This is a genomic window from Aquimarina longa SW024, assembly GCF_001401755.1.
Classification (GTDB): Bacteria; Bacteroidota; Bacteroidia; order Flavobacteriales; family Flavobacteriaceae; genus Aquimarina; species Aquimarina longa.
The window spans coordinates 1-16,444 of the sequence record NZ_KQ474108.1 but is presented as its reverse complement, the minus strand read 5'-3'; the positions used below and the strand labels follow the sequence as shown (position 1 = coordinate 16,444).

Sequence of the window (16,444 nt, the reverse complement as noted above, 5' to 3'; positions counted from 1 at the left end):
AAGTACCACACAAGAAAAAGAAAGGAGAGTACGTCTTTTTGAAGAACGTGTATTTACTCAGTTACAGATTAAACAATCTCAGTTTAACTGTTGTGTAGAGAGCTATAGAGGATATGCCCTATTATTGCGTAAATGGATACAAGAGTCTAATAAGCAGGGACTAAATTCTTATGAGATTGCAACCCTTATACGCAAATCTCCTTTGACTATAGATCATATAAAACAAAATAAACCATTATCCCTAAAAAACATCATCCCAAAAAATAGTAGAGTGAGAGTAAGTTAAGTTGAGTTAGTTCGAGGTTCGTCCTTGTATAGAGATGTCGGGTGCGATAGGCAGTAGTTCTTTCACACAGATATATATAGTACTGTCTAGAGTACCCCGATATCTTTTATAAAACATCAGTAAGGGACATTACTATAGCAATAGGCACAGATATAACAGTTGCTTAGGCGACTATATAATTGCCCTATTATTAGGATGTCAAGTACACTAGCATTCATCTAAGTATTGTTCACTAATTGACTAGGTTGGGGTCCTGGATTAGTACTATTTTTAGTTTTAGGCAGTACTTATTTTCCCAATGATTGCGTAGTGTACTTCGATATCTTTATAACAGTATATCAATAAAAAAAAAGAACTATATGAATACATATCAAGAAAAAACAATACTAAGCGTTATCAAACTCTTTGATGGGATGTATACATATCAGGTCTATGATATCTTACAAAAAATAGAAGAATTACTATGCGATTATACCTCTCCCATACCCTATAAAGACATCAAACATGCTATAGAAACCACATCAAAAAAAGATGTCATCACTACGATTCATAGTTATGGATGCTATTCCTTAGAGGATGAATGCCAGTACATAAAAATCTATACCATCAGCCCCTTACTTCCTACTTTTTTAGGAGAAGAATCCATCTATTTTACAACCCCTAAGCATCCGGAGCTTACTCCATATACCAATGCCGAGGTACAAAAAACGTTTGCCAATACCCATTTAGAACCAATCCTAACTCATTTTTTTAAAACCAACAATGCCAAAAAACGAAACCCAAAAACCAAGCGATTGATACTCTTAGAACTATTAGATCGCATAGATCCCGAAGAAAAATAAATAACAAAAATGATGTTCAATACTTAAAAGGTTTTTATATTTATTATTTTATGCTTTTACCGTTGTTTAATTAACAAAAAACAGTAGCGTTATCGAAAAAGAAGACACCAACTAAGAAACTACAAAACTTTAATGATTCAGAAACTAAATGACTAAAAAGCTATCTATTATAAATAAGTATAGAAAAAAAGGGTTTTTTCCCCCCTACAAATCCCTTGTATTATCCCTTGTATAAGATTACTTTTGGGGAACTAATTTTTTTAAACATTTATTTAATAATCAACGGCTAATAGTAACATTTAAAATCTAATCCCTTTTAACACATATATTATGGCACTCCAGACTACTACATCTATTTATTTATCCTCCACACCGCTACACTCTTATCTAAGTCTAAAAATAGAACAACAGCTAGATGCTCACCACGATTTAGAACTCCTATGCCGTGCCGATGTCATCGAGCAACTAAGTGATGAGCTCGTAGGAGCAAGTAAAGAGTATCTAGGTGGGATTATCACAGTACAGATCCAAGCACTCGCTAATTATGGAGGGTATAACGCATTAGAATTTAAAGGAGTGGTCACTAAAGTACGTGCCATAAAAGGATACGATCAAGAAAAAGGAAACCTGATACTTTTGCAAGCTAAGAGCACCAGTATATTAGCCGATAACGGGAATCATTATGCCTCGTATAATGATGTAAACCTGTCGGAAATCTTAGAACGTACTTTTCAGGGCTATGATATCGGAAAACTAGAAACCAATTTTGCACCACGATCCTCAGAAACCATACACTACTCCGTACAGCATAATCAGAGCGCCTTTAGCTATACCAGTCGATTAGCCGCCTATCATAATGAGTGGTTCTATTATAATGGTAAGCAATTGGTATTTGGGAGCCCTAGCACCGAAGAAACAGAACTTAGATATGGGGTCGACTTACATGATTTTAGTATAGAATTAGATGTAGTAGCCAATACAACTACCTATAGTAGTACCGATTATCTTACTGATGAGTTACATCAAAAAAGTAGTAAAGAGATCAATATCCCATCAGAAGGATATCACGGATTTATGGATAATAAATCTAAAGAACTCTACCATAAACCCACACAAGCATCACATAGCCTATACACCGATAGCAATCAAAAATCCAGACTAGATACACAGGTAGAACAGCATACTATCGCTAGAGCCATGCAACAGGTAATTGCTAAAGGGAGTAGTGATAACCCCAGTGTTGCGCTAGGCGCAATCATTAGAGTACAAGGCTATGGCAGGTATAGAATTATCAGTATTACCCATACCAATACAGAGCATGGAGTATACGGCAATGAGTTTACTGCCGTAGAAGCCAGTTTAGACACCTATCCACATATGGATCTTAATCGATATCCGCAGAGTGATACTACGGTAGCTACGGTAATGGATAATGCCGATCCACAGCATCTCGGAAGAATCCGAGTACAATTTCCATGGCAAAAAGCGATGGGTACGATGACCCCTTGGCTGCGTATGATCACCCCTCATGGGGGCTCAGAAAAAGGCTTCCACTTCTTACCAGAAAAAGCAGAAAAAGTGATGGTATCGTTTGAAAACAGAAATGCCGAAAATCCATTTGTACTAGGAGCCTTATACTCAGGTACTGCTAGCCCATCGGGATTTGCTACAGAGACAAATGATGTAAAAATTATAAAAACCAGATCAGGGCATACCCTAGAGTTTAATGATACGAAAGGTGGAGAGCATATCACCATTACCGATAAGAATGGAAACACCTTTATGATCGATACCGCTGGTAATAATATCAATATCACAGCATTAGAAACCATGACTTTTAATGCTAAGAATATGCAGTTAAATATTCAGGAAAACCTAAATATTTCTGTAGGAAAAGATAAAAATGAAAGTATTGGTAACAAACAGACATTAACGGCAAAAAATAGTACTATTCTAATCGAAGAAAAAGCAGAGATGCAGTCTAAAGAATTGGAGAAGAACGCCGATAAGATTACAATGAATAGTACCAAAGAGAATATGGAATTATCCAGTTCTAAGCAAGTAGTGTCTAATAGTTCAGAGAAAAATATCTTAATATAAATGTGGGATTTTGGCACTGATATCATAAACGATGATGATGATAGAACCAAAGTAGGGTTGTCTTTTAATGATACATTACATTTAACTCCTTCTGATGAGTTTATATCTTATCTTGTGTCTTTAAAATATTTTAAAGGAGATAATGACAAGGAATCAAAATGTTTAGACTATACGATTGGATTAGAGTATCTAAATGAAGATCCACAGATCTTACCTCATGTTTTTAGGGTATATAAAAAGGATTTGTTTTTTAATAAAAAGAAACCGTCTTTAATTATAGAGGAGATTACAACAGCAATAGCTGCAACGATGTATCCATTAGAAATAGCAGTAGATAATTCAGGGAGTTTTATAGAAGTTTTAAATTATACTGAGATACAAAAACGATGGATCATTAATAAGAAGAATATTATAAAAGAATATAAAGGGGATCTTGTTTTTAAGATGGTTAAAAAATTTGAAAACATCATCAAAACTCCATCTAAATTAGAGGCCTCTCTATCTAATGAGATATTCTGGAGTATATTCTACAATCCTATTTATACCAGTTATCAAAAGGATTATAAAAAAGAAAGTACTGTGGTATTTCCTTTAGAACCTTATAAACCTTTAGCAGTCTACAAAGGGATATCGACTATAACTCCTTTTATAACAGAATATAATACTATAGAATTAAAATACTCGGGACAGTCAATAATTTCTGACCCAAGTCGTTTTCATATAAAAAGAACAGGGCATACGATTAGTTCTGATCTACAGATAACCTATGATTTGGATACTGACACTCGTATGCCTAGATTGATTAATGTGATATGTGATGTATACGATGAAACCAAAAAAGAAGAAATCAAAGCCATAGCCCTTTTAGTAGTACAGCAAGAATCAGATACGTTTCCTAAAAGTAGTTTAGAGAAAAAAGAAGATCAACAACCAGAATCCCCAGAGATACAACCAAAGAAAAAGCGTTGGTTTTTTTCGGGGAGTAAGAAATAATAAGTATGAGCCAAAAAAAGTTAGTTTGCCATGGAGCAATGTGCAAGTGCCAATTTGGAGATGTTCCAGATACATTGGTCGTACAGAGTCAACAAAAAAATTATATCAATGATAATGCAGGGAGTCAAAAACTAATTGCTACCGATAAAGAATTGGGGATGCCTTTTCAGGCAAAAACCTTTGGGCAATGTAAGCTACAACCTATGGGTAGTAGTTTTAAACCTTGTATGCCTAGTATTACTGCATGGGATGGTTTTTTTGAAAAAACACAACTACAAGCCAATCAGGGATATCCCTTGCTAGAAGATAGCAAAGCTACCTGTGCTATATCGGGATCACCCTGTGTAGAAATTACATTTCATGGACAAACTGCTTCTCCATCATCTCAGAATGTAGAAAATGCAGACAAAGAATTAATCAGTCAGGTGTTTCCTATGTTTAATGTAAAAGAAATTAACATACCCTCGCCCTATGATGGGATCACTGTAGCAGTAGATGATGATGAGTTAGATGATGAGGAAGAGGAAGATAAAAGTTGTCTGGCAGGAGAACCACCAGTTGCTCCTAGCGCTATAATAGGAACATGTTATTATTATAAGTGGAGGTTTGAGAATTTTATGGGACGACATAATAATTGTAGACACGACCCACCAGATTATTATTATGGTACGATGCGAAAAATCGAAGGAGGGTATGGTATTGTTGATGCGATTAATGAATGGTGGACTTCATCTTTGGAAAAAGAAATGGGGAACGAAAAATTAATAAAATATGAAAGAGAACATGGTACCTTTAGTGCGATGCCTTCAAAAAGTTATGGATATAAATATTGTGTACGCTTTACCAATGTACTCATGCCTACCTTAAGTCCCGAAGGAAAAAGGTGGTTAAAAAAAGCTAAAAAATTACTACAAGAATATATGGAAATCGGGGTGGTCAATAAGAGGTTTGAGGCTTTTCATAATACAGATTTTAACGGCAGATATAATTTGCCTGACGATGCTGCTGTTTTTTATACCAATTTAGAGCTTCGCAATGACGAATTTAGGGATTTTGCCTTTGCTACTCACCCAGATGCGTATCTAGATGCTGGAATGACATCAATCCCTATATCTGATAAGATAAAAGTGAGTATGACTCCAGATTTTAGAGAATGGGGCTCTGGTGCTACATGGGAACAAGCAATGATTGTATTCGAGGAACAGATAAGAGATTGGTATACACAAGCTAAAGAAGGAGTAGAAGAAGCTCAAAGGGTTATAGAAGAGGCTGTAGCTGAAGCAGAAAAATATTTAGAATTATATAGAGATACTATCGATATTTGGAATAGGGTGAACAGAGAATTAGATAAATACAGACATATGCCATGGCTAGAATAGACACCATAAAAATTATTATAATAAGTATACTAGTCCTTTGTGTAACGGGCTGTAACTCACAACCACAAAATATAACATTAAAAAACAACCCTATGAGTTGGCATACAACAACCCTTCCTAGTGAAACAGGAGGAAATAGCTTCGATTATAGACTTCAACAATATCTAGTATTGGATAGTCATATAGGGTTTTTGATAGGAAATAATAGCGGAGTAGAAGTCGGTAACTCTGTTGGTGAAAGTCGATCAATCAATAGAAGCAACTATCAAACCATTTTATTTAAAACAGAAGACGGAGGAGAATCGTTTAAGAAATCTACACTAGGTAAAGGAACACTCGAGCAAATCATAAATGACACCCAAAAAAATTTGTATGTAATAAAAGAAACCTATGCCACAGATACGATACCAAAAAAATATAGTATTCTTAAATCTACAGATCTTGGCGAATCATGGAAGCAGATTAGCAATTTTGATACACATAGAATTTTAAACGTTCAGTTTTATAATAATACTATTGGTATTGCTGGCATTGCTGGTGAATTTGGAAAAAATCAATTACTCAAAACCATAGATGGAGGCAAAACATGGCAGAAACTACCTATATCCACCAAAGGGATAAATTTATCTACTATGATATTTATAGGAAAAAATGAGTTGTACACCCATCATACAATTGATGATGTAAACCAAACAGCAACGGTCAATTTTACAACAGGAGAGACCAAAATAAATCCTTGTAACCTAATGAAAGGTTATAGATTGAGAGGTTTTTTTAAGGATCATATCACAGGGAATCTGTACTCTAGGGTATATAAGTATGATCCCAAAGAATCTCACCAGCTTATGTTATATAACCATACCTCCCAAAAATTAAATACTTATGATTTTGTAAGCAGTGGAAAAGAACTTATAATAGGAGTTACTGTATCCCAGAATTATATAGGAGTGTTAAGGCAAGATAATGGGAAAACATATTATTATTATAGCTATGACAAGGGTACAAACTGGATGAAGGAAGACTTGCCAGAATACCTCACTGCAGGTCATCCTGTAGCGATGTATGGCAGAGGAATGGTTTGGGTAAGAAATTCTATAAGAAATCTGTATGATTTTCAGGTTCGTAAACCTGATTTTACAAGAAAATAGCAATCATAACCACCCTACTTTTAATTATTTACATATATAAAACTCATGGCTGATACAAAAGAGAAACCAATAATTGTAGAAACAACAGGCGTTAATGAGATTACGATAGGAGCAACGAATAAGTTATTTCCTCTCAAAATAGGAGAATCTAAAAAAATAAAAATAAAAGACAAACACCTCTATAAGGATAAAAAAATTCGATGGGTTGTTATTGCTACAGAGTATTTCGAAGAAGCAAAAAAAATACTCCCTGGTCAACTATTTGATAAATGGGGAGGATGGAATATTAAAAATGCTAAAAAACCGATACAAGAATATGGAATTGGGAAGCAATATGTATATGGAAATTCTGTAACAACAAGACCCCGTAATGAAAAAGATTTTACAGAAGGACGAATTTTTTATTACGAACCCTTTATAGATGTCCCTACCCTAGAAAAAGGATATTATATTGCCACTATAGATACTCCAAAAATACTATCAGCCTATTTTGCTCGTCATAAAGATGAGTTTAAATACCCAGGAGAGAGTGGCACCAGTAACATCTATACCTATAAAAACACTATAAAACTGTATATTCTGGGACATATGCTACCTAACTATACAGTAGGCTATCATAATTTTGCATTATTCGAAGTAGATATCTATGATACCGACGGTAATAAGGTTACAGAAGACAAAAAACCATTGCGCTTTTTTCAGAAATCTAACCCTAATACATTTTCTGTTAATACCATGACAGAGGTAGAGATTATAATTGATGAAAAATGGAGGGATAAGAGTAAACATAAAGAGAAGACTGTAAAAACCTATTATGCAAAAATCAAAACTACAATCTATAGTAATGAAGATGCAGTAGCAGGTAAGTCTGCAAAAAAATATGCAGCAAATGAGACTGTAAGTTATGATCCAAACTCTAGACATGGTAATGAGTTTCGGTCTGTAGCTCCTAATGGAGAGATCACAGCAGTAGCGATGGAAAAAGAAGATTTTGATAATAGTAGACACTGGTTTTGGGGGTATAGTGCTAGTGGAGCAAAACTCTATGCTAATGATTATCAGAAAAAAGAAATAAAAGAATTATATGATACTACAAAGGGCACAGTACTAGAAAATCAGCAAGTATCTTTTCAGGTAAAATATGATACCATGGATGTGATCCTAGATAACTACGAGGCTAATAAAAATAATATGTTTGTCGTAGTAGGGGATGTGGAGTATAGTGCTAAAAATAATCAACCCTGCAAGTACTCTAAGCTACAGATAGAGCATAAGAGTAGAAAAGAACCGTTTGTACTATTTGATGAAGATAAAACCACCCAAAAACCTATAGATCATACCAATCTGGTATTTGGTATTGTAGCAGGAGATACAAAAGAAACTATTAAGATTACCGCTATAGGGCTTGCGATACAAAACTACCAAGATAAAGGATTAAAGAAACCAAAATGCTTAGGAATTACTACTGCTACAAAAAGAAAAAAGGGAAGAATAGAAACGCGACGTGTAAAACACCGCAATCAAGAAGAGTTTAAGCATAATGATATAAAAGATGTCTTTAATATGCAAAAAGCTTATATACTCTACCCTGATGAAAGAAGTGCCACTACAAACCCTACACAAGCAACTACAGGAAGTGAGACTATAGATATTAGTATACAAGATATAGAACACAATCATACCAATAATGGGATAGAATTAAAAGTAGGGTATTTATATAATAAAACCTATGATACCAATGCAGAAAGAATAGTAGGTAAGAAAGTTGGAGAATGGGCTAATGATTTTATTGATAAAGCTTGGATTCTAAGGTATTTTTTACTCAGAGACGATCAAGCACAAACCTATTTTGTGCCCATAAGTACCTGTCGATACCCTAACCAAAGAGCTATTATAAAAGTATACCCAGATATCAATTGGGCGATTTCTTTTTCGTTTGGCAAATCAGATCCCAAACACAAAGAAGAGTGGCAAAGTGGACTATCAGAAAAAAAACAAAAACTGATAGAAAAATATAAAGAAAGCTTAAAACCCTTTAATAGAAATGAGCCTCTTTCTACAGAAGAAAAGAAACAAGAAGAAGCTCTTAAAAAACTTAATTTATCTTTTGGGGTTAAAGCTTCTTATGGAACAAATAGTATTAACCTGACACCAGATTTAGGTCAGAAAATCAATGATTTTGTATATGCATTTGCAGTAGCTAAGAATTTAATAGATAAAGTAAGTGGTAATGAAGCAAGTGAGACAGAACAGAATAATCTTTATCAAAAGCGAGTAAACAAACTAGCAGAAAAACATGGAAAAAAATGGCTTAAAAAGTTAGCCAAATTACCTATTACCATAACTGTGCATCAGCCTAATTTTAGTGTTGGTTTTGCTTGGGGTAGAAAAACATTAGAGTCAAAAACCAATGGTAATGCTCCTATAGCATATGATGTGTTTCTAAAAGCAGCACCATTGTTTAAAATGGAAGGAAGCCTAGATCTCATTACCTGTGCCACTTTTATACCCGTTGCAGGACAAGTAATAAAAGTAGCAGAAATAGTTTTGAACGTAGCAGGAGTAGAACCTGTATTAAAACTTACGGCTATGGGAGAGATAACTGCTTCTATAATTGGTACTATAAAAATAGATGGAGATACTAACGAGAGTAAACTAGAGCGTAGCATCGGTGCTGGATTAAAAATGACCATAGAAGCTAGCGTTACCATAGGAGGAGGACTAGTAGGATTTATGTTTGCAGGAGGAGATATCAAAGGAGCTATGACAGAAAATACCTATACCGCCTATGCCGAAACAGGGTTTACACTGGCATTAATTACGGGTGTCAATGCTCATAAAGGAACCTATACAGGAGCTAAGCTAGAGTTCTTAGGACTGGTAGCCGCAGGAAAAAAAGAAGTGAAAGCTAATGAATATGGAGGAAGTAGTGAAGAATTGTTTCGGTATACTATTGTAGAAAAAACTACTTTTATAGATAAAACTTTTTACTTTTAAACAATGAAAAAAACACTAATATTCGCTGTTGTTTTTATATTAACCACAGCTTGTGCGCAACAGAAAAATAAAACTAATATGAACACCAACACCGCCAAACAAGTAACTTCTTCTTCCCAACAGGAGACTCACCCAGGGTATTATCTGCAAATTAACAATCAAAATTGTTATTACGAACTAAATACAAATGGTCTAAGAAGTGGGATTTATTATGGTGAGTATCCTGTATATTCTATAAGAATCCCTTTAAATCTACAGATTTTAAAAAGTGGAGAACAAAGCCTTTCCTTAAAGGTCTTTCCTTATAAAGGCGATACCCTGTCGCCCAAAGCTAATCTACAAATGCGCTTGATAAAATATGCAGATATGACAGACCTAGAAAATGAATACGGAGGCAGTACAGTACTATGGAATTGGGAAATGCCAGAGATTGGAGAGCAACACTTACCCCTATTTGCGTATGATACTATATTTAAAGCAGAAGTACCGTATACCATTACTACGCTAGATACTAAGGCTACTGATTTATCTAAGATCGATAGAGATAAACTGTTAGAAGAAGTAATTGCAGAATTCACAAAAACAAGAGCTTCTATTATCAATAAAACTCAAGACGTGGATATGCTGAATAAGAGTATAAAGCGTCTGCTAACACAATTATATGAGGGAGATAAATTTAAAAAAGAAGTTATTGGAGGTATGATTAATCTAGGTGATGGTAAAGAACCACAGCCTTTAGAGAATTTTGAGATGCGTTTATATTACCATAATAGAGTGGTAACATTGGTAAAGAACGATGATAAAGAGCCTGCTATTTGGTTTAAACACCCAGAAACAGGTGCACGATCATGGCAACCAGTATATATCTATAAAGACAATACAACTGGTAAATGGGAACGATGGTAGTTAAAATGCATAGCCTGAGATATTTATTGATTCCTTGTATATGCTGTTTTCTATGGTGTACAGCTTGCGCACAACAGAAAAATAAAGCTAATATGAACACTAACACCGCCAAACAAGTGATTTCTTCTTCCCAACAGGAGACCCACCCAGGGTATTATCTACAAATTAACAATCAAAATTGTTATTACGAACTAAGAATCAATGATTTTAATGGAGGTAAGTATTATGATATGTACCCATCATACTCTACACGCATACCTTTAAACCTAAGAATATTAAAAAGTGGAGAACAAGCGCTTTCTTTAAAGGTCTTTCCTTACAAAGGAGATACGTTGTCCCCCAAAGCTAATCTACAAATGCGCTTGATAAAATATGCAGATATGACAGATTTAGAAAATGAATACGGAGGCAGTACAGTACTATGGAATTGGGAAATGCCAGAGATTGGAGAGCAACAATTACCCCTATTTGCGTATGATACTATATTTAAAGCAGAAGTACCGTATACCATTACTACGCTAGATACTAAGGCTACCGATTTATCTAAGATCGATAAGGATAAGCTGTTGGAAGAAGTAATTGCAGAATTCACAAAAACAAGAGCTTCTATTATTAATAAAACTCAAGATAAAGAGGTTATAATTAGAGCTATAAAAAGGTCTACAATCCAAGTGTATAGTTCTGAAGAAGAAGATTTAGAAGTATTAGAAGGTATGATTAATTTAGGTGATGGTAAAGAACCACAGCCTTTAGAGAATTTTGAGATGCGTTTATATTACCATAATAGAGTGGTAACATTGGTAAAGAACGATGATAAAGAGCCTGCTATTTGGTTTAAACACCCAGAAACAGGTGCACGATCATGGCAACCAGTATATATCTATAAAGACAATACAACTGGTAAATGGGAACGATGGTAGTTAAAATGCATAGCCTGAGATATTTATTGATTTCTTGTATATGCTGTTTTCTATGGTGTACAGCTTGCGCACAACAGAAAAACAAAACTAATATGAACACTAACACCGCCAAACAAGTGATTTCTTCTTCCCAACAGGAGACTCACCCAGGGTATTATCTACAAATTAACAATCAAAATTGTTATTACGAATTAGAAATAAATGAATTAAGTAGTGGAGAGTATTACGGAGAATACCCTGTATATTCGATAAGAGTCCCTCTTAATTTAGAAATTCTTAAAAGTGGAGAACAAAGCCTTTCCTTAAAGGTATTTCCTTATAAAGGCGATACCCTGTCGCCCAAAGCTAATCTACAAATGCGCTTGATAAAATATGCAGATATGACAGATTTAGAAAATGAATACGGAGGCAGTACAGTACTATGGAATTGGGAAATGCCAGAGATTGGAGAGCAACACTTACCCCTATTTGCGTATGATACTATATTTAAAGCAGAAGTACCTTGGGAAATCAATACCCTAGACACTAAGGCTACTGATTTATCTAAGATCGATAGAGATAAACTATTAGAAGAAGTAATTGCAGAATTCACAAAAATAAGAGCTTCTATTATTAATAAAACACAAGATAAAGAGACTATAATGAGAGGGATGAAAAGATCTTCTGTACAGGTGTATAGTTCTGAAGAAGAAGATTTAGAAGTATTAGAAGGTATGATTAATCTAGGTGATGGTAAAGAACCACAGCCTTTAGAGAATTTTGAGATGCGTTTATATTACCATAATAGAGTGGTAACATTGGTAAAGAACGATGATAAAGAGCCTGCTATTTGGTTTAAACACCCAGAAACAGGTGCACGATCATGGCAACCAGTATATATCTATAAAGACAATACAACTGGTAAATGGGAACGATGGTAGTTAAAATGCATAGCCTGAGATATTTATTGATTCCTTGTATATGCTGTTTTCTATGGTGTACAGCTTGCGGACAACAGAAAAATAAAGCTACAAGTAATGATACTATGAAAGATATCATCTTAATAACATTATTTTTAACTTTGAAATCATATCTATAGTTATATTTTTTTAACGAAGAATGAATAAAAAAGAAATAATTTAGTAGTGCTGTTTTTAAAAATTAACAACCTCAGAGCAAGTTCAAGAGGTATGCTTCCGAAAAAATAGTTTGTTTTCAAGGCAAGCCTTGGGGAATTAACCCCTCAATGAAGGCTTAAAACTTTGTAAATCAAGAAAACCAAAGCCCTATAAATAATAATACACTAAAACTACAATTGATTACGGCATTTATGGCTATTCAAAATAATACATATGATACTATTTAAAAATACAAAGAATAATTTTAGGTTTTTACTGATATTAAATTGCTCGATACTAATTTTTAGTTGCAATAATGAGACTTCTAAACAATCCAAAAGCAAAAGCATGGATTCCGCAAAAAGAAGCAGCTCAATCCAGAATAACATTGCTGTAGAGCAATCGAGTTATAGTATAGACTCTACAACTTATGTAATAGAGTGTTTTAATGACATTATACCCAATGGAGAAAGAATTATCACAAAGATGGAGAATGCTTTAGTGCAAAACGGTATTTTAATAAATACAGAAGCAGAGGGGTATAAAGATTTGTTTTTTAAATATATAGCATTTAAAGATTTTGGTTTATACAATACAAGAGATATCCATAAAGGGGAAGCATTATATTTTGAAAAAAAATTACAACTCGCCACAATAATTCAAAAAAACAGACAACTATTCGATACTTATCAAGAACAATTAAATCTTTGTCTTTTGGATCAATCTAAAAAAGAAGAGTTCCAGAAAAGTAGCTTAAACATGTTCATTAAAACCAATAATGAGGTTGTGGATTTTCTAATTAACGGAGATGTAACAACCAAATACTCACTCGATACTTCACTGGTCACAATTTTAGAAAAAGAATATCCTGTTGAATATTTTAGTAATAGAGATCTGCAATATATGATGTATCTTACTATGTCTTTATATTTAAAAACATACACAGAAGAAGAAAAGGAAACAGAATATATAAGTGCTAAAGAAGCTATTGAAGACTATAAGAATGATCTAAAAAAGCAAAAGAATAAGGTTGATATACCAGAGGGGAAGAACAGTACAGATCGTATAGAAGTCATTGAATTCTCTGAGCAAGAAGCTACAGAATATGAAAAAAATGGAGGAATAATAGAGGAAACTATTTCTGAGTCAGATGACAATGAATAAAATGAACATAAACGAGATATTATTAATTCTAGAATTTTATGGAGTCTAATAATACTTTTACAGGATGCTTATCTTACGGGTTACTAATCGTTTTAATGCTTTTGGGAGGCATATTAACTTATATGGGAGGAAGTAGATTATTTAAAGGGGGATATTACGAAATCTATGGTGTTAAAACAACAGGAACAATAATTGATTATATAGAAACTTGGGACAAGGATGATGATGAATCCCAGTACAGACCTATTATAAAATACCTAGATAATCAGAATAATTCATATACTATAAAATCAGCAGTATCTAGTAACTCAAAATCAATGAGTACTACACGAAGAATAGTATATTTACCACAAAGTCCTAAAAATGCAATCGAAGGAGGCTTTTTATATATGGTAGTTTTTCCGTTACTCATGTTCATTTTTGGAGGTATATGTCTAGGAATATTGTATACTATTATCAGAGTCAGAGCATAACAAAACTACTAGTAACATCAATACTAGAATATTCGTATTAAAAATGATAACGCTTAAAAGTACTAATGGGAAAGAGAGATGAAAAGATGCTAATTGTAGCTAAGCAACGTACTAATAGCATAAGAAAGACCTTAGAGCAACAGCAAGAAATTAGTCAACCAGAAAAAAGCTGGTTACAAAAACAGAAAAAAGCATATCAGCGTAGTCCTAATACTTTTAATAAAGAAAAAATAGCACTTCTGGATCCACTTATCCCATTATTGGGGTATAATTGGAGGTATGGACATGAACGAGTAAAAATCGCTACAACAAAAAACACGAAAACAATTTATAACCTACTACAACAAAACAAACCCCTTCCTATTAAAGAAAGCCGTTGGTTATATGCACAAGGGATTAACTATAAAAAGAACCCTAAAAAATTCCCTAAGTATAAAATCAAAAAACTAGATAAACTCATTCCATTATTAGGCTATGATTGGAGAGATGGTAAGAACCGTTTAGAAAAAATAAAGACTGATAAAATAGCTGAAATTCGTGCTGTTTTACAAAAGGAAAAACCATTAAGCGAAGAATTAAAACGTTGGTTAGATTACCAGCAAAAAAATTATGAAGAATATCCAATGCGTTTTGAACCAGACCATATAGCTTCTTTGGATAGTTTAAACTCGCTTTTGGGGTATAACTGGAAAAAGCGGTATAGAGTTAAAGAGCTCTTTGGGTTAGAAATGATCCGTAGGTTATCATCTGCTCTAAAAAGTAAACGCAAAATCCCAAAAGAAGTAACTTTGTGGATTAATAATCAGCGATCTATGTATAACAATCATCCATCGACATATTTTAAGCAAAATAAAAAACAGTTAGATGCACTGATTCCATTATTAGGCTATGATTGGAAAATTAAGCAAAGAGAAGCTAATACACTATCTTTTTCGGAGCGGATTGATCAGCTAAAGGAAAAACTCCAATCTTCAGAAAAATTGTCAATCAAGGATACGTCATGGATTGGAAAATATAGACGTTTATATCAAAAAGATCCACAACATTTTTCTATGGATCAAAAACGTTTATTGGATCAGCTCACACCTTTACTAAAAAGACCTTGGTATACTACTACAATACCAATTTATAAAAAAAGAAAAGACTTTCTAAAGTACCTTAATGAGATTAAAAACCAAAATGCAGAATATCAGTATCTTTCGGATAAACAAAAACAATGGCTTCAGGTAGAACGTAAACATTACTTGTCTGCAAAGGACACCTATTCTAAAGAAAAAATAAAAGCTTTGAATACGCTAATTCCTATATTAGGGCGCGATTGGAAAAAGTATATTAGTAAACAACAAAAATCCAAGACTTTAGAACAACGTTATAGAGAAATTAAGAAGAAATTAAATGCTCAACAAAAACTAGATAAAAAAGAAAAAGCCTGGTTACAGTTACAACGCAGATATTTTCAAAAAAATAAACTATCTAGTTTGGCTATAAAAAAACTGGATCAACTTATTCCCCTATTAGGGTATGATTGGAAAAAGAAATTACAAGAATATGCTCCCCATAAAACATTTGGTGAGCATACTCTTGATATCAGAACGGTATTAACCGCTGGAGGTAAACTATCTAAAACACAAAGAGAGTACTTGCGGATGCAAAAAGCCTATTATCTTCGTGATCCAGAGAAATTTTCCACCTATAAATTGGAAATTCTTAATGATTTGATTCCGTTACTAAAAAGAGATTGGAAAGTTAGAAAAATAAAAGAAACAGAAGTACTTAGTTTTGAAGAATCCTTAGTTAAGGTTCGTCTGTGTTTGATTGCAGGAAAAGAATTATCAAACAAACAAAAAAAATGGTTAATTAAACAACGGTTCGACTACAAAAATATCAAACCTATAATGACTATAGAGAGAATAACTGCTTTGGATTCTCTAATTGGTTTACTAGGCTATGACTGGAAATCTTATATAACAGAGCGATAAAGCTAACCCTTATATAATACACTCTTAATCAATTTCTTATAAGTAAACTCTATTCAATCGATTTCTCCTATATAACTTTAACATAAATAATGAGCTAAATTTAATTTTTATTGTAATTTTATTACAATAAGCGTTCCTACATTATGGCAATTCTGTCTGG

The 16,444-nt window shown here is 33.6% G+C and carries 13 protein-coding genes; all 13 read left to right on the top strand.

The features are described from left to right. A partial coding sequence (locus N456_RS24680) for a hypothetical protein (protein WP_158447954.1) occupies positions 1-286 on the top strand: 286 nt, incomplete at its 5' end. A gap of 359 nt (positions 287-645) precedes the next feature. Beyond that, positions 646-1,128, top strand: a complete 483-nt coding sequence (locus tag N456_RS22605) for a hypothetical protein (RefSeq protein WP_062062577.1) — start codon at positions 646-648, stop codon at positions 1,126-1,128. Positions 1,129-1,458: 330 nt separating this feature from the next. Beyond that, complete coding sequence (locus N456_RS22600) at positions 1,459-3,228, top strand: type VI secretion system Vgr family protein (protein ID WP_062062575.1); 1,770 nt, start codon at positions 1,459-1,461, stop codon at positions 3,226-3,228. After that, the gene (locus N456_RS22595) at positions 3,229-4,221 is read left to right on the top strand and encodes a hypothetical protein (RefSeq protein WP_062062573.1); all 993 of its coding nucleotides are present in this window, start codon (positions 3,229-3,231) and stop codon (positions 4,219-4,221) included. 5 nt (positions 4,222-4,226) lie between these two features. Further along, positions 4,227-5,600, top strand: a complete 1,374-nt coding sequence (locus N456_RS23900) for a DUF4280 domain-containing protein (RefSeq protein ID WP_082422631.1) — start codon at positions 4,227-4,229, stop codon at positions 5,598-5,600. A gap of 92 nt (positions 5,601-5,692) precedes the next feature. Beyond that, positions 5,693-6,748, top strand: a complete 1,056-nt coding sequence (locus N456_RS22585; RefSeq protein WP_062062571.1) for a hypothetical protein — start codon at positions 5,693-5,695, stop codon at positions 6,746-6,748. 45 nt (positions 6,749-6,793) lie between these two features. Then, positions 6,794-9,745 carry a hypothetical protein gene (locus N456_RS22580; RefSeq protein ID WP_062062567.1) on the top strand — a complete coding sequence of 984 codons (2,952 nt, stop codon included), beginning with the start codon at positions 6,794-6,796 and terminating at the stop codon, positions 9,743-9,745. A 3-nt stretch (positions 9,746-9,748) separates the two neighbouring features. After that, a complete protein-coding gene (locus tag N456_RS22575) occupies positions 9,749-10,651 on the top strand; it encodes a hypothetical protein (protein ID WP_062062564.1) in 903 nt (300 codons plus the stop codon). A 92-nt stretch (positions 10,652-10,743) separates the two neighbouring features. Beyond that, the gene (locus N456_RS22570; protein WP_062062561.1) at positions 10,744-11,571 is read left to right on the top strand and encodes a hypothetical protein; all 828 of its coding nucleotides are present in this window, start codon (positions 10,744-10,746) and stop codon (positions 11,569-11,571) included. Positions 11,572-11,663: 92 nt separating this feature from the next. Further along, positions 11,664-12,491 carry a hypothetical protein gene (locus N456_RS22565; RefSeq protein WP_062062558.1) on the top strand — a complete coding sequence of 276 codons (828 nt, stop codon included), beginning with the start codon at positions 11,664-11,666 and terminating at the stop codon, positions 12,489-12,491. Between the two features lie 525 nt (positions 12,492-13,016). Further along, entirely contained in the window at positions 13,017-13,832 is an 816-nt protein-coding gene (locus N456_RS22560) for a hypothetical protein (protein ID WP_062062555.1), read from the top strand. Positions 13,833-13,870: 38 nt separating this feature from the next. Beyond that, the gene (locus N456_RS22555) at positions 13,871-14,305 is read left to right on the top strand and encodes a DUF3592 domain-containing protein (RefSeq protein ID WP_148639417.1); all 435 of its coding nucleotides are present in this window, start codon (positions 13,871-13,873) and stop codon (positions 14,303-14,305) included. 65 nt (positions 14,306-14,370) lie between these two features. Continuing rightward, the gene (locus N456_RS22550) at positions 14,371-16,284 is read left to right on the top strand and encodes a hypothetical protein (protein WP_062062549.1); all 1,914 of its coding nucleotides are present in this window, start codon (positions 14,371-14,373) and stop codon (positions 16,282-16,284) included. Positions 16,285-16,444 lie beyond the last annotated feature (160 nt).

What these genes read in the sequence shown, in the direction of transcription:
- N456_RS22605 (WP_062062577.1), top strand. Translation starts at nt 646, where the DNA reads ATGAATACATATCAAGAAAAAACAATACTAAGCGTTATCAAACTCTTT.
- N456_RS22600 (WP_062062575.1), top strand. Translation starts at nt 1,459, where the DNA reads ATGGCACTCCAGACTACTACATCTATTTATTTATCCTCCACACCGCTA.
- N456_RS22595 (WP_062062573.1), top strand. Translation starts at nt 3,229, where the DNA reads ATGTGGGATTTTGGCACTGATATCATAAACGATGATGATGATAGAACC.
- N456_RS23900 (WP_082422631.1), top strand. Translation starts at nt 4,227, where the DNA reads ATGAGCCAAAAAAAGTTAGTTTGCCATGGAGCAATGTGCAAGTGCCAA.
- N456_RS22585 (WP_062062571.1), top strand. Translation starts at nt 5,693, where the DNA reads ATGAGTTGGCATACAACAACCCTTCCTAGTGAAACAGGAGGAAATAGC.
- N456_RS22580 (WP_062062567.1), top strand. Translation starts at nt 6,794, where the DNA reads ATGGCTGATACAAAAGAGAAACCAATAATTGTAGAAACAACAGGCGTT.
- N456_RS22575 (WP_062062564.1), top strand. Translation starts at nt 9,749, where the DNA reads ATGAAAAAAACACTAATATTCGCTGTTGTTTTTATATTAACCACAGCT.
- N456_RS22570 (WP_062062561.1), top strand. Translation starts at nt 10,744, where the DNA reads ATGAACACTAACACCGCCAAACAAGTGATTTCTTCTTCCCAACAGGAG.
- N456_RS22565 (WP_062062558.1), top strand. Translation starts at nt 11,664, where the DNA reads ATGAACACTAACACCGCCAAACAAGTGATTTCTTCTTCCCAACAGGAG.
- N456_RS22560 (WP_062062555.1), top strand. Translation starts at nt 13,017, where the DNA reads ATGGATTCCGCAAAAAGAAGCAGCTCAATCCAGAATAACATTGCTGTA.
- N456_RS22555 (WP_148639417.1), top strand. Translation starts at nt 13,871, where the DNA reads ATGGAGTCTAATAATACTTTTACAGGATGCTTATCTTACGGGTTACTA.
- N456_RS22550 (WP_062062549.1), top strand. Translation starts at nt 14,371, where the DNA reads ATGGGAAAGAGAGATGAAAAGATGCTAATTGTAGCTAAGCAACGTACT.